25 protein-coding genes are annotated in these 24,853 nt (G+C 64.5%); 8 read left to right on the plus strand and 17 right to left on the minus strand.

The genetic code is table 11. The annotated features are described in order from the left end of the window. Nucleotides 1-107: 107 nt before the first annotated feature. From LQR33_RS16485 to LQR33_RS16495, 3 genes are read left to right on the plus strand one after another with little or no spacing between them, the layout of a single operon-like run. Nucleotides 108-737, plus strand: a complete 630-nt coding sequence (locus LQR33_RS16485; protein ID WP_231153066.1) for a chemotaxis protein CheD — start codon at nucleotides 108-110, stop codon at nucleotides 735-737. Beyond that, nucleotides 734-1,807 carry a protein-glutamate methylesterase/protein-glutamine glutaminase gene (locus LQR33_RS16490; protein WP_104946226.1) on the plus strand — a complete coding sequence of 358 codons (1,074 nt, stop codon included), beginning with the start codon at nucleotides 734-736 and terminating at the stop codon, nucleotides 1,805-1,807. The genes LQR33_RS16485 and LQR33_RS16490 overlap by 4 nt, the downstream gene beginning before the upstream one ends. Before the next feature lie 19 nt (nucleotides 1,808-1,826). Further along, nucleotides 1,827-3,020 (plus strand): EAL domain-containing response regulator, encoded by a 1,194-nt coding sequence (locus LQR33_RS16495; protein WP_221664332.1) that lies wholly within the window; start codon nucleotides 1,827-1,829, stop codon nucleotides 3,018-3,020. A gap of 7 nt (nucleotides 3,021-3,027) precedes the next feature. Here the strand turns inward: LQR33_RS16495 and LQR33_RS16500 are convergent, their stop codons facing one another. Further along, entirely contained in the window at nucleotides 3,028-4,017 is a 990-nt protein-coding gene (locus LQR33_RS16500; protein ID WP_231469772.1) for a serine/threonine protein kinase, read from the minus strand. Nucleotides 4,018-4,122: 105 nt separating this feature from the next. Here LQR33_RS16500 and LQR33_RS16505 point away from each other — a divergent pair, with 105 nt between their 5' ends. The 3 genes from LQR33_RS16505 to LQR33_RS16515 all read left to right on the plus strand — a co-directional run bounded on the left by LQR33_RS16505 (nucleotide 4,123) and on the right by LQR33_RS16515 (nucleotide 5,893). Then, entirely contained in the window at nucleotides 4,123-4,377 is a 255-nt protein-coding gene (locus tag LQR33_RS16505) for a hypothetical protein (RefSeq protein ID WP_166441003.1), read from the plus strand. 191 nt (nucleotides 4,378-4,568) lie between these two features. Then, complete coding sequence (locus tag LQR33_RS16510; RefSeq protein WP_221666401.1) at nucleotides 4,569-5,507, plus strand: cation diffusion facilitator family transporter; 939 nt, start codon at nucleotides 4,569-4,571, stop codon at nucleotides 5,505-5,507. Nucleotides 5,508-5,611: 104 nt separating this feature from the next. Further along, nucleotides 5,612-5,893 (plus strand): hypothetical protein, encoded by a 282-nt coding sequence (locus LQR33_RS16515; RefSeq protein ID WP_166441001.1) that lies wholly within the window; start codon nucleotides 5,612-5,614, stop codon nucleotides 5,891-5,893. A gap of 343 nt (nucleotides 5,894-6,236) precedes the next feature. Here the strand turns inward: LQR33_RS16515 and LQR33_RS16520 are convergent, their stop codons facing one another. The 5 genes from LQR33_RS16520 to flgA all read right to left on the minus strand — a co-directional run bounded on the left by LQR33_RS16520 (nucleotide 6,237) and on the right by flgA (nucleotide 10,392). Beyond that, nucleotides 6,237-7,583: a DEAD/DEAH box helicase gene (locus tag LQR33_RS16520; RefSeq protein ID WP_166441000.1), complete on the minus strand. Its 1,347-nt coding sequence runs from the start codon at nucleotides 7,581-7,583 to the stop codon at nucleotides 6,237-6,239. 179 nt (nucleotides 7,584-7,762) lie between these two features. Next, nucleotides 7,763-8,683 (minus strand): CobD/CbiB family protein, encoded by a 921-nt coding sequence (locus LQR33_RS16525; protein WP_166440999.1) that lies wholly within the window; start codon nucleotides 8,681-8,683, stop codon nucleotides 7,763-7,765. 143 nt (nucleotides 8,684-8,826) lie between these two features. Then, nucleotides 8,827-9,291, minus strand: a complete 465-nt coding sequence (locus LQR33_RS16530) for a flagella synthesis protein FlgN (protein WP_166440998.1) — start codon at nucleotides 9,289-9,291, stop codon at nucleotides 8,827-8,829. A 34-nt stretch (nucleotides 9,292-9,325) separates the two neighbouring features. Continuing rightward, on the minus strand, nucleotides 9,326-9,625 hold the full coding sequence (gene flgM, locus LQR33_RS16535; RefSeq protein ID WP_166440997.1) for a flagellar biosynthesis anti-sigma factor FlgM: 300 nt from the start codon (nucleotides 9,623-9,625) through the stop codon (nucleotides 9,326-9,328). 89 nt (nucleotides 9,626-9,714) lie between these two features. Then, a complete protein-coding gene (gene flgA / locus LQR33_RS16540) occupies nucleotides 9,715-10,392 on the minus strand; it encodes a flagellar basal body P-ring formation chaperone FlgA (RefSeq protein WP_231469774.1) in 678 nt (225 codons plus the stop codon). Nucleotides 10,393-10,572: 180 nt separating this feature from the next. Here flgA and LQR33_RS16545 point away from each other — a divergent pair, with 180 nt between their 5' ends. Further along, a complete protein-coding gene (locus tag LQR33_RS16545) occupies nucleotides 10,573-12,663 on the plus strand; it encodes an autotransporter outer membrane beta-barrel domain-containing protein (protein WP_231469788.1) in 2,091 nt (696 codons plus the stop codon). A 69-nt stretch (nucleotides 12,664-12,732) separates the two neighbouring features. Here LQR33_RS16545 and thrC read toward each other — a convergent pair whose 3' ends face one another. The 4 genes from thrC to LQR33_RS16565 all read right to left on the minus strand — a co-directional run bounded on the left by thrC (nucleotide 12,733) and on the right by LQR33_RS16565 (nucleotide 17,125). Next, the gene (gene thrC, locus LQR33_RS16550) at nucleotides 12,733-14,142 is read right to left on the minus strand and encodes a threonine synthase (protein ID WP_231469776.1); all 1,410 of its coding nucleotides are present in this window, start codon (nucleotides 14,140-14,142) and stop codon (nucleotides 12,733-12,735) included. Further along, nucleotides 14,142-14,474 carry a hypothetical protein gene (locus LQR33_RS16555; RefSeq protein WP_166440993.1) on the minus strand — a complete coding sequence of 111 codons (333 nt, stop codon included), beginning with the start codon at nucleotides 14,472-14,474 and terminating at the stop codon, nucleotides 14,142-14,144. The genes thrC and LQR33_RS16555 overlap by 1 nt, the downstream gene beginning before the upstream one ends. Beyond that, the gene (locus LQR33_RS16560) at nucleotides 14,467-15,777 is read right to left on the minus strand and encodes a homoserine dehydrogenase (protein WP_166440992.1); all 1,311 of its coding nucleotides are present in this window, start codon (nucleotides 15,775-15,777) and stop codon (nucleotides 14,467-14,469) included. Before LQR33_RS16560 ends, LQR33_RS16555 begins: the two co-directional genes overlap by 8 nt. Nucleotides 15,778-15,892: 115 nt before the next feature. Continuing rightward, complete coding sequence (locus LQR33_RS16565; RefSeq protein ID WP_166441034.1) at nucleotides 15,893-17,125, minus strand: pyridoxal phosphate-dependent aminotransferase; 1,233 nt, start codon at nucleotides 17,123-17,125, stop codon at nucleotides 15,893-15,895. Nucleotides 17,126-17,360: 235 nt separating this feature from the next. Here LQR33_RS16565 and LQR33_RS16570 point away from each other — a divergent pair, with 235 nt between their 5' ends. Further along, nucleotides 17,361-17,729 carry an Mth938-like domain-containing protein gene (locus LQR33_RS16570; RefSeq protein WP_166440991.1) on the plus strand — a complete coding sequence of 123 codons (369 nt, stop codon included), beginning with the start codon at nucleotides 17,361-17,363 and terminating at the stop codon, nucleotides 17,727-17,729. Here the strand turns inward: LQR33_RS16570 and LQR33_RS16575 are convergent. The 7 genes from LQR33_RS16575 to LQR33_RS16605 form a co-directional block, all read right to left on the minus strand. Continuing rightward, entirely contained in the window at nucleotides 17,726-19,039 is a 1,314-nt protein-coding gene (locus tag LQR33_RS16575) for an MFS transporter (RefSeq protein ID WP_166440990.1), read from the minus strand. The genes LQR33_RS16570 and LQR33_RS16575 overlap by 4 nt on opposite strands. Before the next feature lie 526 nt (nucleotides 19,040-19,565). Next, entirely contained in the window at nucleotides 19,566-20,882 is a 1,317-nt protein-coding gene (locus LQR33_RS16580; RefSeq protein WP_221666394.1) for an NAD(P)/FAD-dependent oxidoreductase, read from the minus strand. 203 nt (nucleotides 20,883-21,085) lie between these two features. Continuing rightward, on the minus strand, nucleotides 21,086-22,612 hold the full coding sequence (gene ubiB / locus LQR33_RS16585) for a ubiquinone biosynthesis regulatory protein kinase UbiB (RefSeq protein ID WP_166440988.1): 1,527 nt from the start codon (nucleotides 22,610-22,612) through the stop codon (nucleotides 21,086-21,088). A gap of 7 nt (nucleotides 22,613-22,619) precedes the next feature. Continuing rightward, nucleotides 22,620-23,207: a ubiquinone biosynthesis accessory factor UbiJ gene (locus LQR33_RS16590; protein ID WP_221666392.1), complete on the minus strand. Its 588-nt coding sequence runs from the start codon at nucleotides 23,205-23,207 to the stop codon at nucleotides 22,620-22,622. A 13-nt stretch (nucleotides 23,208-23,220) separates the two neighbouring features. Beyond that, the gene (locus LQR33_RS16595; protein WP_221666391.1) at nucleotides 23,221-23,667 is read right to left on the minus strand and encodes a M15 family metallopeptidase; all 447 of its coding nucleotides are present in this window, start codon (nucleotides 23,665-23,667) and stop codon (nucleotides 23,221-23,223) included. A gap of 68 nt (nucleotides 23,668-23,735) precedes the next feature. After that, nucleotides 23,736-24,470 carry a bifunctional demethylmenaquinone methyltransferase/2-methoxy-6-polyprenyl-1,4-benzoquinol methylase UbiE gene (gene ubiE / locus LQR33_RS16600; RefSeq protein WP_166440985.1) on the minus strand — a complete coding sequence of 245 codons (735 nt, stop codon included), beginning with the start codon at nucleotides 24,468-24,470 and terminating at the stop codon, nucleotides 23,736-23,738. 2 nt (nucleotides 24,471-24,472) lie between these two features. Further along, a complete protein-coding gene (locus LQR33_RS16605; RefSeq protein ID WP_231469778.1) occupies nucleotides 24,473-24,844 on the minus strand; it encodes a gamma-butyrobetaine hydroxylase family protein in 372 nt (123 codons plus the stop codon). Nucleotides 24,845-24,853 lie beyond the last annotated feature (9 nt).

A 24,853-nucleotide genomic window follows, 5' to 3' on the forward strand; every position in this document is an offset into this window, starting at 1 on the left:
GCTCCCGGCCGCGGCGCCGATGACGGGGGCGCCGCCGCCCGCCGGGGAGGCCGACGAACTGGAAGACATGTTCCGCTTCTGACAACGCGCTGTACTAGATTGAAACCATGACGACACCAACGGCTGCAAAGCCGCGCACCTGGAAGGCCAGCACCATGCCGCACACTCCGCCGGCGCGTCCGGCGGCTCCCGCCGATCCTCGCTCGCCCCCCTCTCCTACCGCAGAGCCGGCGGGCGAGGCGGTATTCCTGCATCCGGGCGACTGGCATTTCGGCGACAGCCAGACCCGCATCCGCACCCTGCTGGGCTCCTGCGTGTCGATCACGCTGTGGCACCCGCAAGCCAGGGTCGGCGGCATGTGCCATTACCTGCTCGCCCAGCGCACGCCCCACCGCGGCGAATCGCTGTCCGGCCGCTACGGCGACGAAGCGATGCTGCTGCTGCTGCGCGAGATCCTGGCCACCGGCCTGCCGCTGCTGGAATTCCAGGCCAGGCTGATAGGCGGCGCTTCGATGCTGCTGAGCCGGGAACGCAAGCTCAGCCACGATGTCCCCTCCCGCAATATTCAGCAGGCGCGTTCGATGGTGAAGCAGCTCGGCCTGAAGCTGCTGGCCGAGGACCTGGGGGGCAACTGTCCGCGTCTGGTGCTGTTCGACGTCTCCAGCGGCAACGTCTGGATCAAGCAATCGCAAGAAGCCGAGCTGGAGCAGGCTCCCAACACGAGGACGCGCAAATGAGCATCAAGGTTTTGATCGTCGACGACTCCGCCGTGGTCCGCCAGGTGTTGAGCCAGGTATTCACCGCGGCCAGCGGCATCGAGGTGATGGACGTCGCCAACGACCCCTATATGGCGATGGACAAGATGAAGGCGCACTGGCCGGACGTGATCGTGCTGGACGTGGAGATGCCGCGGATGGACGGCATCACCTTCCTCAAACAGCTGATGGCCAGCCGGCCGACGCCGGTAGTGATCTGTTCGTCGCTGACACAGAAAGGCACAGACATCAGCATGCAGGCGATGGCCGCCGGCGCGGTGGAGGTCATCGCCAAGCCGGTCTCCGGCGTCAAGGGCTTTCTCGAGGAGAGCTCGCACGAGCTGGTGATGGCGGTGCGCTGCGCCGCCGCCGCGCGGATGAACCGGGTGCGGGTGATGCCGTCGGCCAGCAGCGGCAACCCGCTGGAAACCCGCCCCAAGTTGTCGGCAGACGCCATCCTGTCCGCCCCCACCGGCAGCAATGTGTTCGCCACCACCGAGCGCATCATCGCCATCGGCACCTCCACCGGCGGCACCCAGGCGCTGGAGGCGGTGCTGACTCAGTTGCCCAGAACCTGCCCCGGCCTCGCCATCGTCCAACACATGCCTGAGAAATTCACCCGCTCCTTCGCCGACCGGCTGAACAGCTTGTCCCAGATCGAGGTGAAGGAGGCCGACAACGGCGACCGCATCCTGCCCGGCCGCGCGCTGATCGCTCCCGGCGGCAAGCACATGATGGTCAAGCGCAGCGGCGCCTACTACCAAGTGGAAGTGGTGGACGGCCCGCTGGTGAGCCGCCACAAGCCATCGGTGGACGTGCTGTTCCGCTCCGCCGCCAAATTCGCCGGCAAGAACGCGCTGGGCATCATCATGACCGGCATGGGAGACGACGGCGCCAAGGGACTGAAGGAGATGCACGATTGCGGCGCCAAGACCATCGCCCAAGACGAAGAAAGCTGCGTGGTGTTCGGCATGCCCAAAGAGGCGATCAAACTGGGCGCCGCCGACGAGGTGATGTCTCTGGAACTGATCGCCAAAGCCATTTGCCGCTGAACAGGACGAATCGCGCCGCATGGACATCCACGACATCCTGATCATCGACGACAGCCGGGTGCAACGCCAGCACGCGACGGATCTGTGCCGCCAACTCGGCATCGCCAGCGTGCGCGAGGCGCCGGACGGCGAGCGCGGCCTGACCCTGATGCGGGTGCAGATGCCCGACCTGCTGCTGCTGGACCTGGAAATGCCCAAGCAGGACGGCGTGCAAGTGATGCAGGAGATGGCGCGCTCCGGCTTGAGCGCGCCCGTCATCATCACCTCGGGCAAGGATTACCTGCTGATCTCCACCGTGGAGCTGATGGGCCGCGAGCTGGGCCTGCCGGTGCTGGGCTGCCTGCAAAAGCCGCTGCAGCTGCCCGCCCTGCTCGACCTGATGCACCGCGTCTGGACGCCCAAGACCGAGCGGTCCGACGATTCGCAACTAGCCGCGAGCGAGGTCCGCGTCGCGCTGGAGCAAGGCCAGATCATCCCCTACTACCAACCCAAGGTGAATCTGGCCGACGGCAGGGTCAAGGGCGCCGAGATGCTGGCGCGCTGGCAGCACCCCGACCTGGGCCTGATCCCGCCCAGCCGTTTCATCCCGGTGATAGAAGAAAGCGGCTGGGCCACCGAGCTGACCATGCTGATGCTGCGCCAGGGCCTGACGCAGTGGCAGGAATGGGCGCGCCATGGCCTGCGCCTGCCGCTGTCGGTCAACCTGTCCGCGCTGTCGCTGCGCGGCGACGACCTGGTGGACGAGATCGAGTGCTACGTGCGCGGCAGCCACGTGCCGCCGCGCTTCATCATATTCGAGGTGACGGAAACCGCCATCGTCGACAACCTGGCGCAGGCGATAGGCTGCGCGGTCCGATTGCGGCTGGCGGGACTGGGCCTGTCCATCGACGATTTCGGCACCGGTTTCGCCACTCTGCAGCAGTTGACCCGCTTCCCCTTCACCGAGCTGAAAATCGACCAATCCCTGGTCACCGGCATCTCAGACAAGCCCCACCTTCAAGCCGTGTTCAACAGCATCATCGAAATGGCGCGCCGGCTGCAGCTGTCCACGGTCGCCGAAGGCATAGAAACCGCGGAAGATTACCGGCTGATGTCGGAACGCGGCTGCCAGCTGGGCCAGGGCTATTACTTCGCCCGGCCGCTGCCTGCCGCCGCCTTTCTGGAGTGGACCCGGCAGCCGCCGGTGCTGCCCACCGCCGGCGCCGCGAGCTGAGCGCCGCTCAGCACGACCACAGCGGCGGCTCGTCCATCAGCGCGATCTGCTCGCGCAAGGCCAGGATCTGCTCCTCCCAGTAACGCTGCGCGCCGAACCAGGGGAAGGCCGCCGGAAAGGCCGGATCATGCCAGCGGCGCGCTAGCCAGGCGCTGTAATGCATCAGCCGCAAGGTGCGCAGCCCCTCCAGCAGATTGAGCTCGCGCAGGTCGAACTCGCAGAAGTCCTCGTAGCCGGCCAGCACTTCGCCCAGCTGGCGCGACTGTTCGGCCCGGTCTCCGGACAGCAGCATCCACAGGTCCTGCACCGCCGGGCCGGTGCGGCTGTCGTCGAAGTCGACGAAATGCGGCCCCGCGTCGGTCCACAGCAGATTGCCGACATGGCAATCGCCATGCAGCCTGAGCTGCGCCACCGCGCCGGCCCGCTCGAAGCAGCGCGCCACGCCCTGCAGCGCCTGCTCCGCCACGCCGCGGTAAACCTCCTCCAGCTCCGGCGGCAACAAGCGGCCGTTCAGCAGGAAATCCATCGGCTCGCGGCCGAAGCTCTGGATATCCAGCGTCGGGCGGTAACGATAGGCCTCGGTCCGGCCCACCGCGTGGATGCGGCCCAGAAAGCGCCCGACCCATTGCAGCGTCTCGTCCCGATCCAGCTCCGGCACCCGGCCGCCGCGCCGGGCGAACAGGGCGAAACGGAAGCCGCCATGGCTATGCAAGGTGCGGCCGTCGAACACCAGCGGCGGCACCGCCGGAATCTCGCGTTCGGCCAGCTGCAGGGAAAACGCATGCTCCTCCAGAATGGCCTCGTCGCTCCAGCGCTCCGGACGATAAAACTTGGCCACCAGCGGCGCTTCGTCGTCCAGGCCCACTTGGTAGACGCGGTTTTCATAGCTGTTGAGCGCCAGCAAGCTGCCGCTGGCGCGCAGGCCCAAGCTTTCCACGGCGTCGAGAATGGCATCCGGCGTCAGGCCGGCGAATGGGGGAGTGTGTGCGTTGTCCATCCGCGGATTATAGCGGCAGTCGCCCCCGCGACGCGGGGTTTCAACGGCGCGCCGGGTTCGGATCTGCTAATTTCAAAGAGAGAGCTCCAGGCCCGGTGCCACGCCATGAAACTGTTTTTTCCTTCCCGCGGTTTCCATCCGGACAGCGCCATGCTGCGGCATGGCCTCGAACGCTGGGCCGACATCACCCTTCAGGGTTGGCTATTGTTGTTCGATCGCGCCGCCAGGCGGCGGGCATGGCCGCTCGCCCGCCGCCACGCCCCGTGGCAGTTGCTCGAATGGCTGGCCTGCTGGCTCAGCGGCACGCTGGTGCTGCTGTCGCTGGCCTATCTGCTCTACCTGGCTTCGCGGCGCTTTTAGAAACGCAATCAACGCCGCCTCCCGGCCATTCCCCGCTCATCAGCCGGCCTCAGGGGGTTTGACCATATTTAATTAATGGTCTCTGCGGCTCATTATCGTTTTCATTATCATTTACTTTATAAATCAAAATTTAATGACCGATAGAGAAAACAATTATAAAATACCAAGATGATCAGCCGATGCGAATCACCATGAGCCAAACCCACACCTTTGCCCGCGACGAAGCCGACAACGCCGAACGCCGGCAGGCCGCTCGCCGCAGCACGCTGGTCAGCGTCGCCGTCAATATCGTGCTGTCCACGCTGCAGATCGTGGCCGGCGCGTGGTCGCATTCCTCCGCGCTGATCGCCGACGGCGTGCACTCCTTGTCCGACCTGTTCGCCGACTTCGTGGTCCTGCTGGCTGGCCGGCACAGCGGCAAAGAGCCGGACGACGACCACCATTACGGCCATCAGCGCTACGAAAACGCCGCGTCTCTGGTTCTCGGGCTGTTGCTGCTGGCCGTCGGCGGCGGCATGCTGTACTCGGCGGCAGGCAAGTTCCTGCACCCTGAAGACATCCCCTCGGTGCACTCGCTGGCCTTGTGGATCGCCGCGCTGGCGTTGCTGGCCAAGGAAACGCTGTTCCGCTACATGCTGGCGGTGGCGCAACGGGTACGCTCCAGCATGCTGGTGGCCAATGCCTGGCACGCGCGCTCCGATGCCGCGTCCTCGCTGGTGGTCGCCGCCGGCGTGGCCGGCAATCTGATGGGCTATCCGATTCTGGACCCGGTGGCAGCCCTGGTCGTCGGCCTGCTGGTGGGCAAAATGGGCTGGAGCTTCGCCTGGGACGCGCTGCACGACCTGATGGACCGCGCGGCCAGCGAGGAAGACATCGCGGCCATCCGCGACACCCTGCTGGGCACGCCCGGCATCGTCGGCATCCACGACCTGCGCACCCGCAAGATGGGCGACCTGATCCTGGTGGACGTGCATCTGGAAGTGGATGGCCGCATCAATGTCTACCAGGCCCATGAAATCACCGAGCGCGCCCGCGGCCGCGTGCTGAATGAGCTGCCGGTTCTGGATGTGATGACCCACATCGATCCGGCCGGGCTGGAAGAACCGCGCGGCTTGGGCCGCATGGCCTGATCCACGGCCTCAGGCGATGCCCAGGCCGCAAACTATTCCATTCTCATTTCCATCCATATAATCTGTCAGGCAACTTTACCCCGGATGAACGGTCTATCCCCACCATGACCACACCTGTTTTCCATGCTTGGCGGCGCGGCCTGCCTACGCTGCTGATGCTGAGCCTGCTCTGGCAATTCGAGACCTACGCAGTCAACCACGCGCCAACCCAGTCGGCAGAGCCGATGACTGCCACCACCTGGAACGAATCCTGGCCGGCTGACACCCCCTTCCTGCTGGTGCAGGAAGTGCGCGATCAATTCCGCCACGCCGATGCCAAACGCGACGCCGGCACTCCAGTACGCGACATCGCCGCGCTGCCCTTGCGCCCCGGCGACAACGCCTGAACCTAGATCCTGAAAATAAAACGCCGGCCGCGTTTCCGCTGCGGCGTTTTTCTCGCCTCATGTCAAAGCCGCGCCGATTGACGACACTATGGATGGCAGATTGGGCAATTGAGATCGCTGCAATGGATGGCGGCATCATGCACCAGAGCCCGCAGCCGGCACAGGCCCCGCCTGGCAAGCCGCGGCCAGCAGCATCCGCCTGCTCAGCAGGCGTAACCTCCTCCGCTCATCGTCATCGACTTCCTTGCCGTCGGATTCAACATCCTTTCTCCAACGCACCCTCGTTTTCTCGGAATCGCCGCCAAAACAAAACCCCGCCTCAGCGGGGTTTTGTTAACAGCCATTAACGGATGATTTCGACTTTGTAGCGCGGCGGCAGCAGCAAGGCCGGCACCTCGCGCTTTTCCTTGCGGTTGCGGCGGCCCGGACGGGCTTGCTTCAGCCCTTCGCCCTTGCCTGCCGACAACACCGGCGCTTGCGCCGGCGCCAGATCGCGCGACGACGCTTCGCGCGTTTGCGCCGGCCTCGGCCGCTGCGGCGCAGGCGCCTGCGCCCAGAATCCGTCGACGCTCTGCGGCGTCAGCGTCTGCTTGGTCAGTTTTTCAATCGCCTCATGCTGGCGCGTCTCTTCCGGGCCCATTAGAGAAATCGCCACACCCTTGGCGCCGGCGCGGCCAGTGCGGCCGATACGGTGCACATAGTCTTCCGGCGAGTTGGGCAGCTCGAAGTTCACCACATAAGGCAGCTCGGAAATATCCAGGCCGCGCGCGGCGACGTCGGTGGCCACCAACACGCGCAGCTTGCCTTCCTTGAACGCGGCCAGCGTCTCCAGGCGCGTGCCCTGGGTCTTGTCTCCATGAATGGCTTCGGCGTCCAGACCGTCGCGCTTCAGATCGCGCGCCAGCTGGTCGGCGCTGATCTTGGTCTTGCAGAACACGATCACCTGGCTCATCTCGCGCGAACGGATCAAGTGGGCCAGCACCTGGCGCTTCTTGAAATTGTCCACCTTGAACACCAATTGCTCGACCTGCTCGTTGGTAGCGTTCTGGCGCGCGACTTCCACAGTCTGCGGCGTATGCATGAAATCGGCGGCCAGACGCTTGATTTCCGGCGCAAAGGTCGCGGAGAACAACAGCGTCTGGCGTTCCTTCGGCAACATGCCCATGATCTTGCGGATATCCTGGATAAAGCCCATGTCCAGCATGCGGTCTGCTTCGTCCAGCACCAGCACTTCCACCTTGTTCAGCTGCACAGTCTTCTGCTGAATGTGATCCAGCAGGCGGCCCGGGGTCGCGATCAGGACTTCCACGCCGCGGCGCAGCTCCTGGGTCTGCGGATCCATATTGACGCCGCCGTACACGGTGGTGGCGCGCAGCGGCAGGTACTTGGTGTAGCTCTGCACATTGACGCCGATCTGGTCCGCCAGCTCGCGGGTCGGAGACAGCACCAGCGCGCGGATCGGGTGCATGGCCGGCGATACGCTGGTATTGGCGAACTTCTTCAGCCGCTCCAGAATCGGCAGCATAAAGGCCGCGGTCTTGCCGGTGCCGGTCTGTGCCGCGGCCAGCAGGTCTCGGCCGGACAGCACCAGGGGAATCGCCTTCTCCTGGATCGGCGTCGGCTGGCTATAGCCCTGTTCATCAATCGCGCGCAGGATTTCCGGCGACAAGCCGAGTTCGGAAAACAACATTCAACACACTCCTGCAATACGTAAGGGCACGTTGCGCCTTTCGCGCCAACGCGCCCCGATGTTCATCAATAATAGCGGCCAGACTCACTCGGCATCGCCCGGCTCCGGGCCCTTGCCTTGCTGGCCGCTCTAAACCGGCGGCAGACAAAAACGCGCCGCCCTCAGGCGGCGACACGAGATCAACCCATATGGCTAACCACGCTGATCAGCAGCGTTACAGCCAGCCACAGCAGGGCGGAGCGCCACACCAAGCCGACCGCGCTTTTCAAGAAGCTGGGATCGGCTTCGTCGCCCAGCCCCAGTTCCGGCCGGTATTTCACCGAATAGTCCTGGCGCAGCGGATCGCCCAGCTTGACGCCCAGCGCGCCGGCGGCGGACGCCAGCAGGATACCGTTGGCGTAGTTGCCCCAGGTTCGCGCCTGGGAACGCCAGCAATAGACCGCATCCTCGAAATCGCCCATGATCGCGAACGAGATCGCGGTCAGCCGCACGGGAATCCAATCCAGCCAAGCAGCGAAGCGGGCGGCGAACAGGCCGAACGGATCTTCATCGGCATTTCGGCTGCCCCACTTCTGATTCAGCATAGAACACAAGCGGTACAGCAAGGCACCGGATGGCCCCGGCAGCACCACGAACCAGAACATCGTGCCGAACACGTGGCGGTAGCTGTCGACCACGCCCTGCTCGATCGCCAGCCGGGCAATCTCCTCCACCGACAGCTCCGCGGTCGGCAGACCGGTCCAGTTCGCCAGCGCCACGCGGGCATCGTACTCCCGTCCTTCGGCCAGAGCCTGGGAAATCTCGGAAAAGGCGCTGGAGAAATGGCGGAAGCCCATGGTCAGATACAGAACCAGGACATTGAAGGCCAGCGCCAGGATAGGACTCATCGCCTTCAGCGAATAGAACAGCAACAGGCTCAACAGCAGAGCCGGCACAATGGCGGCCAGCCAAGCCAGCACGCCGTGGCGCTCGGCTCCGGCATTCAGGTTGCGCTCAAGATGGTTGGCGTAACGGGTGAACAGCAGCCACACCCGGTTGCGATTGCCGAGCGGGCGCAATTGCTCTAGGGCCAGGGCAAGAATCAGTGAAATCAGGGTCATGGATTCTGGTTAGCGGTTTTCACGGGACCGCTGGGGAAGATACCATAAAGGCAGGGGCGCGCCCACCCGAGATATCGCGGCCGCGCCAGAAACAACAAGGGGCGCTTCGCGCGCCCCTTGCAAATCATTCCCGCCAGACCAGCTCAGGCAGACCCAAGCAAACGGCGTCCGGTCACCAGTTCCGGCGTTTGGCCGTCCCGGCCATAGCCCAGCGTCGCAGCGGCTGCGCTGCGCAGAACATCCAGCGAACCTTCCACCAGCGCCAGACGCTCGTTGACGAAAACGGCATTCAGCTGGTTGATGCTCTGCGCGCGGTTCACCGCGTCTTCCAGCCGGGTCCATTCAACGCACGCCTCCGGCTTATCCGCCAGCCAGATGTACAGCGTGTCCTTGTCCTGCACGCCCAGCGACTCCATCAACCGTCCCCGCAGGGACGACTGCGCGGCCAGCAGGTCGAGCACCTCGCTCTTGCTGTCCGCCACGCCCTCAAGTTGCTGGCTTTCGCCCTGAATCAGCAGTGCCTGCTCCTGTTCCAGCAAGCCGACAAGCCGGTCGACGATTTTGATCTCGTCCCGGCAACAATTGACGAACTGCTCGACGGCTGACATATCGCTTCTTCCGTTATCCGTCCAGGCTTACGCCTCAGCCCTTCAGCAACTCGCGGGCAGACGAAATCAAGCCATCCGCGATCTTGTCGGCATTGATGTTGAAGCTGCCGTTGGCGATGGCGGATTTGATCTGCTCCACCTTGGCCGCGTCAAACGACGGCTGCTGGGTGCTGGGATCGTTGCCGATGGCGCTCAGCTTGCTCGCCAGCGAATCGATCTTCACGCTGTCGTCGCCAGCGCTCGCGCTGCTGCTGGAGCTGGAGGAGGCACGGGGCGACGGCTTGCTCTGGGTGCTGTAGGTGCCCGACAGCTTGCCCGAATTGTCGATCTTCATGGCCTGACCTTCCCGTAGCTAAACTCAACTGATCCTATTATCGACCGAAAAAACAATCTCTTGAACTATTTTCTGCGAGATTTCCCAGTCTAGAAAACCACAGCCACGCTGCCATCGGCCTGAACCATGCCCCGCACCACCCTGCCGGTGCTGAGCCGGACGCTGATCTGCTCGCCTTGAGCGGCGTTGGCCATCGCCGTGCCTTCGGCTTCGGCGCTGAAGCCATCGCCTTGCGCCAAGACCTTCACCCGTTGGTTGCTGCGCACCAGATACGGCGCGCGCACCATGAAGTTGCGCACCCAGACGCCGGCCGGCGCGCCGGTCCGCAACACCTGCCCCACCGCCTGGCTGGCGTCCGTCAGCACATTGCTGGCCAAGGCGGGATTGCTGATGTCCACCACCCGCACATCGTCGCCGCTGATAGTCTCGCCAGCCGCCATCGCGCGGTTCAGCACCACGCCCAGCCGCTTTTCATTGATCCTCACCGGAATGCGGAAGGACCAGCCCAGCTCCTGACAGGACACCGCCACGAAAGTGGATCCGGTGGTCACGCCCGGCGTCGCCCAATCCGCTTTCAGCGCCTTGCAAGCAGGCACCGCCAACCGTCGGTCCAGCTGTCCCAGCGTCCATGTGGCGGCCCGCATTTCCAGCTCGCGCTTCAGAAACAGATTCGCCAGACGCTCCAGCTGCGCCAGATCCTGCGTTCCGCCGCCCCAGGCGAGGCCAGCGGCAAGCAGCCAGCACAGGCCGATGATTAGTCTTCGCATATCTGCATTTTAACCGATGCTCCCTCCCGACGCGACGGCGATTGACAAACGGCGGTCATATTCGAATAATCGTTTGATTAGAGCTTAGACTCTTGACACTAATAACGGCAGACAACACCCCCGAACGAAAAGAGGAACATGATGCGCAACCGCTTGACGACTCTCGCCCTGGCCACCGCGATGGCGCTGCCCGCAGCCGCCCATGCTTACAGCAATATTTACTTCTTCGGCGACAGCCTAACCGACACTGGCGCCTTTGGCGGACTCGGGGGCCTGCCCGTAAACGCACGCTGGACCTTGGGAGTCAACACAGGCACCAACTGGTCTCAAGTTTTTGCAGGGCATTATGGTTTGACGGTCAGCACCAACAATCCCGCCAATGCTGCTCACACTAGCAGCAGCGGCAACAACTACGCGCAAGGCGGGGCCCAAGCACAAACAGCCAGCCCGGCCACCCGCGAACCCAGCGATATCACAGACACCCCAACTGCAGACGCCATCAACGTCGCTGACTTGCAAGGTCAAGTACAAACCTACTTGGCGCAAACTGGCGGAAAAGCCAATCCAAATGCGATCTACTCGGTATGGATTGGCGGAAATGATGTAATCGCCGCAGCGGGAAAAGCAGGCTCCGCCTATCAGACTGCCTACATCAACGCACTGACAGGAGGTGCCAGCCCAACTGCCGCGGCAGCTGCGGGCAATGCCGCCGCGACAACCGCTGGAACAACATATCTCACGACATCGGCCACCTCTACGATCCAATCAATCGGGGCCTTACGCGCCGCAGGTGCAAACCTAGTTCTGGCTCCCAATTTGCCAGATATCTCCGCTGCGCCGCTGGCAGTTCTTGCTACTCTCCAAGCCGCAGGCCTCAGCGGAAGCAATCTTCAGAATGCCTGGCAATCTGCATGGAGCGTCCTCAGCTCAGGACAAACCACAAACTCCAGCGCACTTATTACTCAGGCCTTGAATGCCGCAGCATCCACACTGGGCCAGCCTGCTGGGACCTTTAACCAAACAAACTCGCTGACCCAAAACCTGCTACAGCAATTGTCGGGTGGTTACAACCAATTGGTGGATAACGGCCTGGTTTCCGCAGGTTTGCAGCACAATATCATTCGAGCCGATATCAATACGCTGTTTAAGGAAATCCTGGCCAACCCCCAAGCATATGGCATTACCAATACATCTGGCTCGGCCTGCCCTCAATCCGCAATTTATTGCTATCAAAATACAAAAACAACACCTGGACTAATCTACCTATTCACCGATGCACTGCATCCAACCCCTGCTGCCTATAAAATAGTCGGAGATTACTATTACGGTTTAACTCAGGCCCCCTACTTCGCCGCCGCCATTCCGGAGTCGTCGCTGAACAACGCCCGCCAGCTGGGCGGCGCGCTGGACGCGCGCTACCAGGCCATCCGCTCGCAGAAGCGCGCGGTCGGCGAAGTCAGCGCCTTCGTCAACGGCGCCTTCGGCGACGGCAAGGCCAGCTACGGCGGGCTGTCGGCCAAGCCCAAGGGCCAGCTGTACACGGTGGGTCTGGACTTCCAGGCCACGCCGGCGCTGAGCGTCGGCCTGGCGATGTCCCGCCAGCAGGGCAAGACCGATGTCGACAGCGTGGGCACGCCGGGCAGCCTCAACGACCGCACCACGCTGATGAGCGGCTTCGCCAGCTACAACCAGGACAAATTCTGGGTGGACGGCGACCTGCACATCGGCTCCGGCGATCTCGACACCCACCGCAACGTGACCTTGGGGCCGACAACGGTGGGCATAGACGGCAAAACCCGCGCCACCCAGTTCGGCCTGCGCGCCGCCGGCGGCTACCGGATGCAGTACCGCGGCGTCACCACCGGACCGGTGGCGGGCCTGGACTACGCCTACGCCAAGATCGCCGGTTTCGCCGAACAAGGCGGCAACAGCAGCAGCATGAGTTTCTCCAGCCAGAACGTCAGCTCGCTGGTGGGCCGCGTCGGCTGGCAGCTGGACGCCGAAGTCGGCAAGTTCAGCCCCTACGCCAAGGTCAGCTTCGCCCACGAGTTCAAGCAGAACGACCGCAGCGTGACCGCCGGCCTCGCCACCACCGTCGGCGACTGGACCACCAACCTGGGCAAGCCGGACGCCAACTGGATGGAATGGACCGCCGGCGTCAGCGCCAACTTCAACAAGACCATCACCGCCTTCGGCCAACTGACCGCCACCAGCGGCAAGAACGGCGGCAACCAGACCGGCGGCAACATCGGCGTCGCCATGTCGTTCTGATCATTTCGCCCAAAACGAAACAGGCTCCCGAGGGAGCCTGTTTTTTTTTGCCTGAGCGCCGTGCCGGAATCAGCCCATCGTCTTCTCGATCAGGGCCTTCACCTGGCCGGCGTCCGCCGGCAGCGTCACCACCCGTTGCGGCAGCGATTCCAGCGCCTCGAAACCGGCCGGCCGCGGCGGATAGCGGTCCAGCGCCTCGCGGATGGTCTCGGCGAACTTGGCCGGCAGCGCGGTTTCCAGACAAACCACGGTTTCGCCTTCGCGGCGCAGCTCGCGCGCCACCTTGATGCCGTCGGCGGTGTGGGTATCCACCACCACGCCGTCCTCGGCGTCCACCTGGCGGATGGTCGCAATGCGGTCGGCGTGCGCGCTCTTGCCGGACACAAAGCCGAACGCGTCGCGCACCCGGCTCATGGTCTCCGCATCCAGCTGGAAGCCGCCGCCGGCGTCCACTTCGGCCCACAGCCGCTTCACCGTCTCGCCGTCGCGGCCGACCAGATCGAACACGAAGCGTTCGAAGTTGGAGGCCTTGGAGATGTCCATCGACGGGCTGGAGGTGACATAGGTGCGCTCGCTGCCGCGCGGCGCGTAGCGGCCGGTGCGGAAGAATTCGTCCAGCACGTCGTTCTCGTTGGTGGCGACGATCAGGCGCTCGATGGGCAGCCCCATCTGGCGCGCCACGTGGCCGGCGCAGACGTTGCCGAAGTTGCCGGACGGCACGCAGAAGCTGGCCTTTTCGTCGTTGCTCGCCGTGGCGCGGAAATAACCGTGGAAGTAATACACCACCTGGGCGACGACCCGGGCCCAGTTGATCGAATTGACGGTGCCGATCTTATGCTTCGCCTTGAAGGCGTGGTCGTTCTGCACCGCCTTCACGATGTCCTGGCAGTCGTCGAACATGCCCTGGATGGCGATGTTGTGGATGTTCCCGTCCTGCAGGCTGTACATCTGCGCGCGCTGGAAGGCGCTCATCTTGCCGTCCGGGCTCAGCATGAACACCTGGATGCCGCGCTTGCCGCGCATCGCGTATTCGGCGGCGGAGCCGGTGTCGCCGGAGGTGGCGCCCAGGATGTTCAGCGTCTCGCCGCGCTTCTCCAGCACATATTCGAACAGCTGGCCGAGGAACTGCATCGCCATGTCCTTGAACGCCAGCGTCGGACCGTTGGACAGCTCCAGGATGGCCAGGCCGTCATGCAGGCGCTTGACCGGCGTGATAGCCTCGCTGCCGAAGGTCTCCGCCCGATAGGCGCGCGCGACGATGCCCTTCAGGTCGTCCGCCGGGATGTCGTCGGCGAACAGGCGGATGATCTCGAACGCCAGCTCGGCGTAGCCCAGGCCGCGCCAGGCGTCCAGCATGGCGCGGTCGATTTGCGGATAGCGCTCCGGCAGCAGCAGACCGCCGTCCGGCGCCAGGCCCATCAGCACGGTTTCGCAAAACGGCAGCGGCGCCATGCCGCCGCGGGTACTGATATATCGCATCAATGTTGTTCCAGGTATTGGCCGCAGGCGGCGGAGGCTTCCTTCAGCCTCTGCTTGCCGCGCGGATCGTCCTTCTTGATCTGGCCGGTGACCACCCCCATCACTTCTTCCTCGGAGAAGGTGCCGGCCAGCTTCTCGCTCGCGCACTGGCAGTAGCGCTGCACCTGCTCGTTGCCGGGCTGGCCGACGCCGTCGGACGCCGGTGTGCGCTTGACGCAGCTTCGCATCAGGAAGCCCTGCAGCAGTTGGTGCTGGCCGGAACTGAGCGGCGTCGCGGCCGCCATGCTGGAAAGCAGCGCGGCGCACAGGCCGGCTTGCAAGAACTTAGTCATTCAACTCTTCCATTCGCAAACGCACCACCTGGCCAGCAACGCTGTCCAACTCCTCGATGCCGGCGATGGCGCGGTTGATCGCCTTCTCCTGTACCCGATGGGTCAGGATCACCACTTCGGCCGTGCCGTCGCTGATCGAGCCCTTCTGGATCAGCGCCTCGATCGAGATGCCGTTCTCGGCCAACAGACGGGTGATGTTGGCCAACACGCCGGCGCGGTCTATCGCCCCGATTCGCAAGTAGTAGGAGCTGGTGACCTCGGCGATCGGCAGAATCGGCAGATCCTGCAGCTGGTCCGGCTGGAAGGCCAGATGCGGCACGCGGTGCTCCGGGTCCGAGGTCAACAGGCGGGTGACGTCGACGATATCGGCCACCACCGCCGACGCGGTCGGCAGCGCGCCGGCGCCGGCGCCGTAGTACAGCGTCGGACCCAGCGCGTCGCCCTTGACCAGCACCGCGTTCATCACGCCGTTGACGTTGGCGATCAGCCGGCCCTCCGGGATCAGCGTCGGGTGCACGCGCAGCTCCACGCCCTTGTCGGTGCGGCGGGTCAGACCCAGCAGCTTGACGCGGTAGCCCAGCTCCTCGGCGTAGCGGATGTCGCGGCCGTCCAGCTTGCTGATGCCTTCCAGATAGCACTGGTCGAACTGCATCGGGATGCCGAAGGCCAGCGCCGCCATGATGGTCAGCTTGTGGCCGGCGTCGTGGCCTTCGATGTCGAAGGTCGGGTCCGCCTCGGCGTAACCCAGCTTCTGCGCCTCGGCCAGTACGTCGGCGAAGCTCGCGCCCTTGTCGCGCATCTCGGTCAGGATGAAGTTGGAGGTGCCGTTGATGATGCCGGCGATCCATTCGATGCGGTTGGCCGCCAGGCCTTCGCGCAGGGTCTTGATGATGGGGATGCCGCCGGCTACCGCCGCCTCGAACGCCACCATCACCCCTTTTTCCTGCGCGCGGGCGAAGATCTCGGTGCCGTGCAGCGCCAGCAGCTTCTTGTTGGCGGTGACCACGTGCTTGCCGTTTGCGATGGCCTTGAGCACCAGTTCCTTGGCGATGGCGTCGCCGCCGATCAGCTCGACCACGATGTCGACTTCGGGGTTGTCGACGACCTGATGCACGTCGTCCACCACAGACACCTCCGGCCCCAGCGCGGCGCGCGCCTTGGCCGCGTCGCGGCTGGCGGCCACCAGCAGGCGGATCTCGCGGCCGGCGCGGCGGGTGATCTCGCCGGCGTTCCGTTTCAGCACGGTGGCGGTGCCGCCGCCTACGGTGCCCACGCCCAGCAGGCCGATATTGATCGGTTTCATGCACATCTCCATTCAGTCCCTGGTTTTATTCCGGCCGAAGGCCGTCTGGACAGGCCAAGCCTGTCCAGACAGTCCTCAGGCGGCGGAGGACTGTCCGCCGCCCCAGGTCAAACGCTTACTCGGCGGCGCCGTGACGCTTGCGGTAGCTTTCCAGGAAGCGCGCGATGCGGCCGATGGCCTCGATCAGATCGTCCGAGTTGGGAAGGAATACCACGCGGAAGTGATCCGGCGCAATCCAGTTGAAGCCGGTGCCCTGCACCAGCAATACCTTCTCCTGCTGCAGCAGCTCCAGGATGAACTGCTGGTCGTCGGCGATCGGGTACACCTTGGGATCGAGCTTGGGGAACAGGTACAGCGCGCCCTGCGGCTTGGTGCAGGACACGCCCGGGATGTCGGTCAGCAGCTTGTGGGCCAGATCGCGTTGGCGGGCCAGGCGGCCGCCCGGCGCCACCAGGTCGTCTATGCTCTGGTAGCCGCCCAGCGCGGTCTGGATCGCGTGCTGCGACGGCACGTTGGCGCACAGGCGCATCGAGGCCAGCATGTTCAGGCCCTCGATATAGTCCTTGGCGTGCTTCTTCTCGCCGGACAGGATCAGCCAGCCGGCGCGGTAGCCGCAAGCGCGGTAGTTTTTCGACAGGCCGTTGAAGGTCACCACGAACAGATCCGGCGCCAGGGACGCGATCGAAGTGTGCTTCACCTCGTCGTACAGCACCTTGTCGTAGATCTCGTCGGCGTAGATGATCAGCTGATGCTGGCGGGCCACTTCGACGATCTGCTGCAGCAGCTCGGCCGGATACACCGCGCCGGTCGGGTTGTTGGGGTTGATAATGACAATGGCGCGGGTGGACGGCGTGATCTTGGCGCGGATGTCGTCGATGCTGGGGAACCAGCCCTGCTCCTCGTCGCAGACATAGTGCACCGCGCGGCCGCCCGCCAGGCTCACCGCGGCGGTCCACAGCGGATAGTCCGGCGCCGGCACCAGCACTTCGTCGCCGTTGTCCAACAAAGCCTGCATCGCCATCACGATCAGCTCGGACACGCCGTTGCCGACGATGATGTCGTCCATCGCCACATTCGGCAGATGCTTCTGCTGCGCGTAGTGCATGATGGCCTTGCGCGCGGCGAACAATCCCTTGGAATCGGAATAGCCGGACGCCGCCGGCAGATTGGCGATCACATCCTCGATCAACTCGTCAGGCGCGAAGAAGCCGAACGGCGCCGGATTGCCGATGTTCAGCTTGATGATGCGATGGCCCTCGTCCTCCATCTTCTTCGCGTGTTCGAGCACCGGACCGCGGATGTCGTAACAGACGTTGGCGAGTTTCTGCGATTTGTGTACTGGCTGCATGGCGGCGGCGGTTTCCGTTTCAGGCCGCCCGCCGGACGGAACGGTCTTGCGCTGGCGGTGTGGTTGTTTCATGGGATCTCTTGTCATTGTCCGGCCGGCTGGAAACCACGCTTCGCGCGTGGTCGCGCCGGCCCCGGGTCTGGGTATAATCCTATCCCAATCTTTGGTGCGCTGCACAGCGCCGCCGCTCGGCCCGCCCGCCGCGCCACCCACACACGCCAATGGAGCCATTCCGATGAAAATGCATCAGTCGCAGGGACAGGGCAAAAACCTGTTTACCGGCTACGGCGAAGGCCACGTGCTGATCAACGCCCAGCGCCGCGACGGCAACCTGATCGTCAGCGCCGACGAGGTGGCGGTCTGGTCCGCGCCGGACTTCGCCAGCCTCGCCGCCGAGCACTTCGAGGCGCTGCTGGCCTACCGGCCCGAAGTCGTGCTGTTCGGCTCCGGCGCCGCCCAGCGCTTCGTCCATCCCCGGCTGTACGCGGCGCTGACCCAGGCTCACATCGGCGTCGAATGCATGGACACCCAGGCCGTCTGCCGCACCTTCAACATCCTGTTGGCCGAAGACCGCCGCGTAGTCGCCGCCCTGCTGGCGATTTAAAGCGCCTCGCGCCTGCGCGGCCGGCCGCCGTCGCGGTGATAGGCCCACACCACCGCGGCCGAAGCCACCGACACCAGCGCCAGCAAGGCGAACAGCGCCGCCTGGCTCCAGGCCAGGCCGATCAGCACGCCGCCCAGCCACGGCCCCAGCACCGAGCCGACTCGGCCTATGCCCAGGCTCCAGCCGACGCCGGTGGCTCTCAGTCCGGTGGGATAGGCGCTTGCCGCCAGCGCGTTGACCGCCGGCTGGCCACCGATGATGAAAAAGCCGACGCAGAACAACAGCGCGTACAGCCACAAGGCCTGTCCCTCCACCTGCCCCAGCAGCCACAAGCCTAGCGCGGCCAACAGGAAACAGGGCGGCAAAGCGCGGCGGAACCCGCCGCGGTCTATCCACCACCCCAACAGCAGCGTGCCGGCCACGCCGCCCAACTGCAGCATGCTGCCCGCCAGCAGCGCGTCGCGCATCTGCAGGCCCTGCGCGCGCAGCAGCGACGGCATCCAGTTGGACAGAAAATACAGCACGATCAGGTTCAGGAAGCTCAGCAGCCACAGCAAGGACGTGCGCCGGGCCAGCCCGTCGCCGAACAGCGCGGCCACGGAATTCCCCGCCGACGGCGGCTCGGCCAGCCACGGTCGGCAATCGGCCGGCAAGCCCGGCTCCATCCGCCGCAGCCAGAACAAGGCCTGCTCCGCGCGGCCGCGCAGCAGCAGAAAGCGCGCCGACTCCGGCAGGCCGAGCAGCATCGGCAGCCACAGCAGCAAAGGCGCGACGCCACCGACGATGAACACCGAGCGCCAGCCGTGCGCCGGAATCAGCCATGCCGCCAGCAAGCCGCCCAGCAGCGCGCCCGCGGTGAAACCGCAGGAAATCACCATCATCAGGCTGGCCCGCCGCCGCGCCGGGCTGTACTCGCCGGCCAAAGCCATCGCGTTGGGCATGATGCCGCCCAGGCCCAGACCGGTGAGGAAGCGCAGCGTGATCAGCTGCGGCAGCGTCTGAACCGCCGCCGTCGCCAACATCCCCGACGCGAAGATCAGAGTACAGGCCAGCAAGACTGGCCGACGGCCGATGCGGTCGGACAACACGCCGAACAGCAAAGCGCCCAGCAGCAGACCGAACAGTCCGGCGGCGAACACCGGCCCCAGCGCCGATTTGGCGATGCCCCAATCCTCCAGCAGGGCCGGCGCGACATAGCCCATCGCCTGCACGTCGAAGCCGTCCAGAATCATGCACACCCCGCACAACGCCAACAGCCGGTACTGAAACCCGCCCAGCGGACGCTCATCCAACCACTTGCCCAACTCCATGCCCGCTCCTTCGATATGCGAATGGCAAAACAGCATCAAAGAAAGGCGGTAATGGGTCAAGCTGCGGCGCAGCACACATTCAAGCGGGTGATATCCATGCAGCGAATGACAAAACAACAGCCTCGCCATGGCAAATCATCAGATGCATCCGCTGCGCGGATAATATTTTAGGTGGCGGTTCCGCCCGCCAAACGGGCCAGGGGCTGGGCGGCCAGCCCCTTGGCGATCCCAGGCCGCCCCCGCAGCCTGCGAAATCCCGGTAAAAAAGCGGCTGGCCAGGAGCCGCCGAAACTAGCCGCGCGCTAACGTCGCGCGGCGTCGAACAAATCGGCGGCTTAAAACCTGGCCAGCCCCTTTTTTTACCGGCGCGTGCTGAAGGGTAAATATGGTCGCCCTGCCAACCATTCGCCCAAACGGTAAAGCCAACAACCTGCCACATGGCCAAATAAAATGCCGCTCACTTTCAGCAAGTGAGCGGCATTCTCTAAAACATACCTACATCGGGCCTAAACAGCCTGCGCCATCATCAATGCAGCTTCAACGCCGGCCGCGCCGCCCGGCGCAGCTTGTCGCCGATGAACAGCAGAATCGCCAGCACCCAGCCATGCACGGCAGCCTGGTGCATCCGGTACAGCGACGCGTAGATCAGCTTCGCGCCGCGGCCTTCCACATGGTAATCGCGCTTCGGCCCCACCACCGCCGCCAGGCTGCCCACCGCGGTGTGCTTGCCCAGCGACACCATCATGCCCTGCGGCTTGAAGGCGAACGGCCGCGCCGGCTTGTCGTCCAGCCTGCGCGCCAGCTCGTCGGCCAGATAGCGCGCCTGCTGGTGCGCCACCTGCGCGGTGGCGGCCAGCATGCGGCCGCTGTCGCCATCCGGCGCGGCCGCGCAGTCGCCCATCGCGAAAATGCAGTCGCCGCCGGCGCAATGCAGCCGGATATCCACCACCAGCTGGTTGATGCGGTTGGTTTCCAGCCCATCCAGGCCGGCCAGCCAGCCCGGCGCCTTGACGCCCGCAGCCCACACTGTGATGTCAGCCTCCACCTTGCGGCCATCGGACAAGGCGACGCCGTCCGCCTCCACCGCCGCCACCCGGCTGCCGGTCAACACCTGAATGTGCTTGCCGGCCAACTGCTCCTCGGCATAGGCCGACAAGGACGGCGGCGCGGCGGCCAGAATGCGGTCCGCGCCTTCGATCACGCTGATCTTCACCCGCTCCGGCTGCAAACGCGCGCCGTAGTGGTGCAGCTCGCACATGGTGTGGTTCAGCTCGGCCGCCAGTTCCACGCCGGTGGCGCCGCCGCCGACGATGGCAATGGACAACGCGCGCGCCGGGGCTTCGCCGCTGCTGGCGCGGAAGGCCTGCTCCAACACGCGGTGGCGCAGCTTCTCGGCATCGTTGGGGGTATTCAGGAACATCGCGTGCTCGGCCACGCCGGGCGTGCCGAAATCGTTGGCCTCCGCGCCGACGGCGATCACCAGCCAGTCGTAGCCGATCTCGCGCTCGGGGCTCAGCAGCTGGCCATCGCTGCCGGGTATCGCCGACAGGCGGATGGTGCGGCGCGCCTGATCCAGGCCCTGCATGAAGCCGAACTCGAAATCGTAGCCGTTGCGGTAGCCATGAGCGAAGTAGTTGACCTCGTCCTCGCCGGTGTTCAGCGCGCCGGTGGCCACTTCATGCAGCAGCGGTTTCCAGATATGGGTGGGCGAGCCATCCACCAGCACGATCTGCGCGCGATGGCGGGCGCCCAGCGTGCGTCCCAGCCTGGTGGCCAGCTCCAGCCCCCCTGCCCCGCCCCCTACGATGACGATCCGCGGCACGGCCGCGTTGCGGCTTAACATAAGCTGCTCCTTATTAGTGGTATTTTTCGCCAAGGTTACCGCATTTTGGCTGCGGATTGATGAGGCTGCCGATAATTAGCACCATGCCATGGCGCAGCCATGCCAATCGCCTGATTACACAATCCGTTCCCGAGCCTTGCCGACAAACCGCAGACATGAAAAAGCCGCTCGTCGGGAGCGGCTCGGCGATGGCTAGACATCGATCAAAGCAGGGACTTGGCCAGCAGCCCGGCCAATAGAATGGCGATCAACAGCAGCAGGAAATTCTGCCGCTTCTGCTCGCGCATCAGGTGCATATAGCCTTCCACCAGAAGGTCGGTCTTGGCCGAGCCCAGCGCCTCGTTCAGCTTGCGCGGCAGGGTCGGCAGCGTGGTCGCCCATTCCGGCGCCTCATTCTTCAACGTGCGCAGCAGGCCCCGCCAGCCAACTTGCTCGTTCATCCACTTGGTCAGGAAGGGCTTGGCGGTGTCCCACAAGTCCAGCTCAGGATCCAGCTGCCGGCCCAGACCCTCGATATTGAGCAAGGTCTTCTGCAACAGCACCAATTGCGGCTGGATCTCCACGTTGAAGCGGCGGCTGGTCTCGAACAGGCGCAACAGTACGATACCGAACGATATCTGGCTCAGCGGCTTCTCGAAGATCGGCTCGCACACGGTGCGCACCGCGGCCTCCAACTCCTCGGCGCGGGTATCCTTGGGCACCCAGCCGGACTCGATGTGGGCGGTGGCCACACGGTGATAGTCGCGGTTGAAGAAGGCCAGGAAGTTGACGGCCAGGTAATGCTTGTCGGTGTCGGTCAGGCTGCCCACGATGCCGAAATCGAGCGCGATGTAACGGCCGTCGTCAGCGACGAAGATATTGCCCGGATGCATGTCGGCATGGAAAAAACCGTGGCGGAACACCTGGGTGAAGAAAATCTCCACGCCGAAACGGCTGAGCTTCTTCAGGTCGACGCCGGCTTCGCGCAGTCGCTCGATCTGCCCCACCGGGATGCCGTGCATCCACTCCAGCGTCAAGACGTCCCGGCTGGAGTAGTCGTAAAACACTTCCGGCACGATCAGTTGCTGCGACCCCTTGAAGTTCCGGCGCAGCTGAGAGGCATTGGCCGCCTCATGCATCATATCCAGCTCGTCGTGCAGGTATTTGTCGAACTCGGCCACCACCTCTCGCGGCTTCAATCGCTTGCCATCGGCGAACAGCCGCTCCACCCAGCCCGCCAGCGTGCGCATCAAGGACAAATCCTGCTCGATCACCGGTAAGATGCCCGGCCGCAATACCTTGACCGCCACCTCGCGGCCGCGACTGCCGTCCGGCTGGCGCAGCCAGGCCTTGTGTACCTGGGCAACCGAGGCGCTGGCAACTGGTTTGAGGTCGAAATCGACAAACAGCTCTTCCACCTTGCGGCCCAGACTGCGCTCCACCACCTCGCGGGCGATTTCGCCGTCGAACGGCGGCACCCGATCCTGCAGCAAGGCCAACTCGTCGGCATACTTCGGCGGCAGCAGGTCGCGGCGGGTGGAAAGCACCTGGCCGAACTTGACGAAGATAGGCCCGAGGCTCTCCAGCGCCAGCCTCACCCGCTGCGGCAACGGCGCTGAGGTGTCGCGTCGGACCGGGCTCAGGGCGAATAGCTTGTGCAGGAAGGCGAGCTTGGAGTGGCCCTCGAGGAAATCGTCCAGACCGTAACGGTACAGGGTGGCAACAATCTTCAGCGAACGCGATATCGACATAAATCCGTCAGGTCTGGGAATTCTGTTTATGGTTGAGCGCGGCTTCCAGTCGCTCCAGCCGCTTGTCCAGCCGGCCGGCGTCGTCGCGCAGAAGATCCACTTCGGCGACAAAACGCTGCACCAGATGGCGACTCGCCAGCAACGGCGCTTCCTCGCGCAGATGCTCGATCCAGCCGTCGGCTAGGCGGAAAGCCAGCTGGCCTTTGAAACCGAATAGGCCGCGCGCCAGATTTTCCATCCGCTGCGCGGCCACGTCGCCGAACACCCGCGACAAATCCTCGCTGGCGTGCCAGTGCAGTTGGCCAACGATGCGCCCCACTGCCGACGCCAGCTCGGCGTCGCCTTCCAGCGCGATATCCGCTAGTTTCGGAGCCTGGCCGGACAGGTGGGACAGCACCGCGCCGTGGCGCAGCTTCAGTCTGGCCTCAGGCTCGCCGTCGCAGGCGGCCAGCCAGCCTTCCTCGGTGATCACGCCAGCCACATGCAGCGGCGGCAACGCGATCGCCACCCTGCGGCCGACATGGGCCGCCAGCTCGGCGCGCCGCGTCGGGTGCTGGTTCAGCAGATGATTAAATGCGGCGATGGTCAAGGCCATGTGTCTGCTCCCGCTATGCCCGCCAGCGCCAATGCCAGGGCTCGTACAGATAGCCGCTGGCGTTGCCGCGCGGGTAGCTCAGATGAAAACCGAAATCCGCCGCGCGGCAACTCAACCAGCCAAAGGCGGTGGTGGCTTCGAACACTTCTTCCAGCGGCAAAGAGCCGGGCGCGCCGATATCGACAGCGCAGCCGGTGTGATGCTCGCTGAAACCCGGCGCGGCGCTGACACGCAGTATCTCGCCCAAGTCCAGACCACGCGCCAGCTTGGCGGCGACGATCTCGTGCTGGCGCTCCATGCTCCGGAAGGCAGACAACAGGAAAATCTCCACCCCATCCTCCGCCGCAGCCGCACGCATGGCCTGCCAGGCCGCCGCCGCAGACGGGACGAGATAAAACTCGCGCCCTTCCGCATTGGTTTCCGCCAACGCCAGCTCAGCCGGCTCAGCATGAATTTCCAACCCCCGCGCGTGCAAGTCAGCGGGAACGATTCCCAGTTCGGCCAAACGCGCCGCCAACTCGGCCAGCATCAGAACTTGATGCCCTTGTGCAGCGCAACAACGCCGCCGGTTAGATTATGGTAGTCCACCTTGCCGAAGCCCGCGTCCAGCATCATCTGCTTCAGCGTCTCCTGGTCTGGGTGCATGCGGATGGACTCCGCCAAGTATTGGTAGCTATCGGCGTCGTTCGCCACCAGTTTGCCCATGACCGGCAGCGCCTTGAAGGAGTAAAAGTCGTAGAACGGCGACAAGGGCTTCCACACCTTGGAGAACTCCAGCACGAACAGCTTGCCGCCCGGCTTCAGCACCCGGCACATTTCCTTCAGCGCCGCATCCTTATGCGTCATGTTGCGCAGGCCGAAGGCCACCGACACGGCGTCGAAATAATTATCCGGGAACGGCAGCTTCTCGGCGTCGGCCAGCGATACCGGCAGGATCACGCCCTCGTCCAGCAGGCGGTCGCGGCCCACGGTCAGCATCGAGCTGTTGATATCGGTCAGCCACACTTCGCCGGTCTTGCCGACGCGCTTGGCCCAGCCTCGCGACAGGTCGCCGGTGCCGCCGGCAATGTCCAGCACCTTGTCGCCGGCGCGCACGCCGGAGGTGGTCAGCGTGAAATGCTTCCACACCCGGTGCAGGCCGCCGGACATCAGGTCGTTCATCACATCATATTTGCTGGCCACCGAGTGGAAGACTTCGGCCACCTTGCCGGCCTTGTCGCTCTCCGCCACGGTCTTGTAACCGAAATGCGTGCTCTTTTCCATGCTCACTCCCTGCTCGCGCCAGCGGCGGCGAGCTTGTCCAGGTATTGCTGCCAATACTGGCCGCGCTTGGCGCCCAGCTCGTATAGATAGGTCCAGCTGTAGAGGCCGCTGTCATGGCCGTCGTCGAAAGTGATCTTCAGCGCGTAGTGGCCGACCGGCTCCAGCGCCGTGATGCCCACATGCATCTTGCCGGTCTGCAGCTTCTCCTGGCCCACGCCATGGCCGCGCACTTCCGCCGACGGCGAGTGGACGCGCAGGTATTCGCACGGCAGCTCGAAGCGGGCGCCGTCGTCGAAGGCGATCTCCAATATCTTGGACACCTGGTGCAGCTGGATTTCCACCGGCTGGGCGGCGTCGGGCGCGAGTCCGGACATGGGCATGAT

Source organism: Chromobacterium piscinae (genome assembly GCF_021129175.1).
GTDB lineage: Bacteria > Pseudomonadota > Gammaproteobacteria > Burkholderiales > Chromobacteriaceae > Chromobacterium > Chromobacterium piscinae.

Coding starts and splice junctions, on each gene's coding strand:
- ubiB (WP_166440988.1), bottom strand. CDS start 22,612: ATGTCGATATCGCGTTCGCTGAAGATTGTTGCCACCCTGTACCGTTAC.
- flgM (WP_166440997.1), bottom strand. CDS start 9,625: ATGAAGATCGACAATTCGGGCAAGCTGTCGGGCACCTACAGCACCCAG.
- LQR33_RS16500 (WP_231469772.1), bottom strand. CDS start 4,017: ATGGACAACGCACACACTCCCCCATTCGCCGGCCTGACGCCGGATGCC.
- LQR33_RS16560 (WP_166440992.1), bottom strand. CDS start 15,777: ATGAAACCGATCAATATCGGCCTGCTGGGCGTGGGCACCGTAGGCGGC.
- LQR33_RS16505 (WP_166441003.1), top strand. CDS start 4,123: ATGAAACTGTTTTTTCCTTCCCGCGGTTTCCATCCGGACAGCGCCATG.
- LQR33_RS16580 (WP_221666394.1), bottom strand. CDS start 20,882: ATGTTAAGCCGCAACGCGGCCGTGCCGCGGATCGTCATCGTAGGGGGC.
- LQR33_RS16545 (WP_231469788.1), top strand. CDS start 10,573: ATGGCGCTGCCCGCAGCCGCCCATGCTTACAGCAATATTTACTTCTTC.
- LQR33_RS16590 (WP_221666392.1), bottom strand. CDS start 23,207: ATGGCCTTGACCATCGCCGCATTTAATCATCTGCTGAACCAGCACCCG.
- LQR33_RS16565 (WP_166441034.1), bottom strand. CDS start 17,125: ATGCAGCCAGTACACAAATCGCAGAAACTCGCCAACGTCTGTTACGAC.
- LQR33_RS16485 (WP_231153066.1), top strand. CDS start 108: ATGACGACACCAACGGCTGCAAAGCCGCGCACCTGGAAGGCCAGCACC.
- LQR33_RS16555 (WP_166440993.1), bottom strand. CDS start 14,474: ATGACTAAGTTCTTGCAAGCCGGCCTGTGCGCCGCGCTGCTTTCCAGC.
- LQR33_RS16520 (WP_166441000.1), bottom strand. CDS start 7,583: ATGTTGTTTTCCGAACTCGGCTTGTCGCCGGAAATCCTGCGCGCGATT.
- ubiE (WP_166440985.1), bottom strand. CDS start 24,470: ATGGAAAAGAGCACGCATTTCGGTTACAAGACCGTGGCGGAGAGCGAC.
- LQR33_RS16515 (WP_166441001.1), top strand. CDS start 5,612: ATGACCACACCTGTTTTCCATGCTTGGCGGCGCGGCCTGCCTACGCTG.
- LQR33_RS16575 (WP_166440990.1), bottom strand. CDS start 19,039: ATGGAGTTGGGCAAGTGGTTGGATGAGCGTCCGCTGGGCGGGTTTCAG.
- LQR33_RS16530 (WP_166440998.1), bottom strand. CDS start 9,291: ATGTCAGCCGTCGAGCAGTTCGTCAATTGTTGCCGGGACGAGATCAAA.
- LQR33_RS16605 (WP_231469778.1), bottom strand. CDS start 24,844: ATGTCCGGACTCGCGCCCGACGCCGCCCAGCCGGTGGAAATCCAGCTG.
- LQR33_RS16525 (WP_166440999.1), bottom strand. CDS start 8,683: ATGACCCTGATTTCACTGATTCTTGCCCTGGCCCTAGAGCAATTGCGC.
- LQR33_RS16570 (WP_166440991.1), top strand. CDS start 17,361: ATGAAAATGCATCAGTCGCAGGGACAGGGCAAAAACCTGTTTACCGGC.
- thrC (WP_231469776.1), bottom strand. CDS start 14,142: ATGCGATATATCAGTACCCGCGGCGGCATGGCGCCGCTGCCGTTTTGC.
- LQR33_RS16510 (WP_221666401.1), top strand. CDS start 4,569: ATGAGCCAAACCCACACCTTTGCCCGCGACGAAGCCGACAACGCCGAA.
- LQR33_RS16490 (WP_104946226.1), top strand. CDS start 734: ATGAGCATCAAGGTTTTGATCGTCGACGACTCCGCCGTGGTCCGCCAG.
- flgA (WP_231469774.1), bottom strand. CDS start 10,392: ATGCGAAGACTAATCATCGGCCTGTGCTGGCTGCTTGCCGCTGGCCTC.
- LQR33_RS16495 (WP_221664332.1), top strand. CDS start 1,827: ATGGACATCCACGACATCCTGATCATCGACGACAGCCGGGTGCAACGC.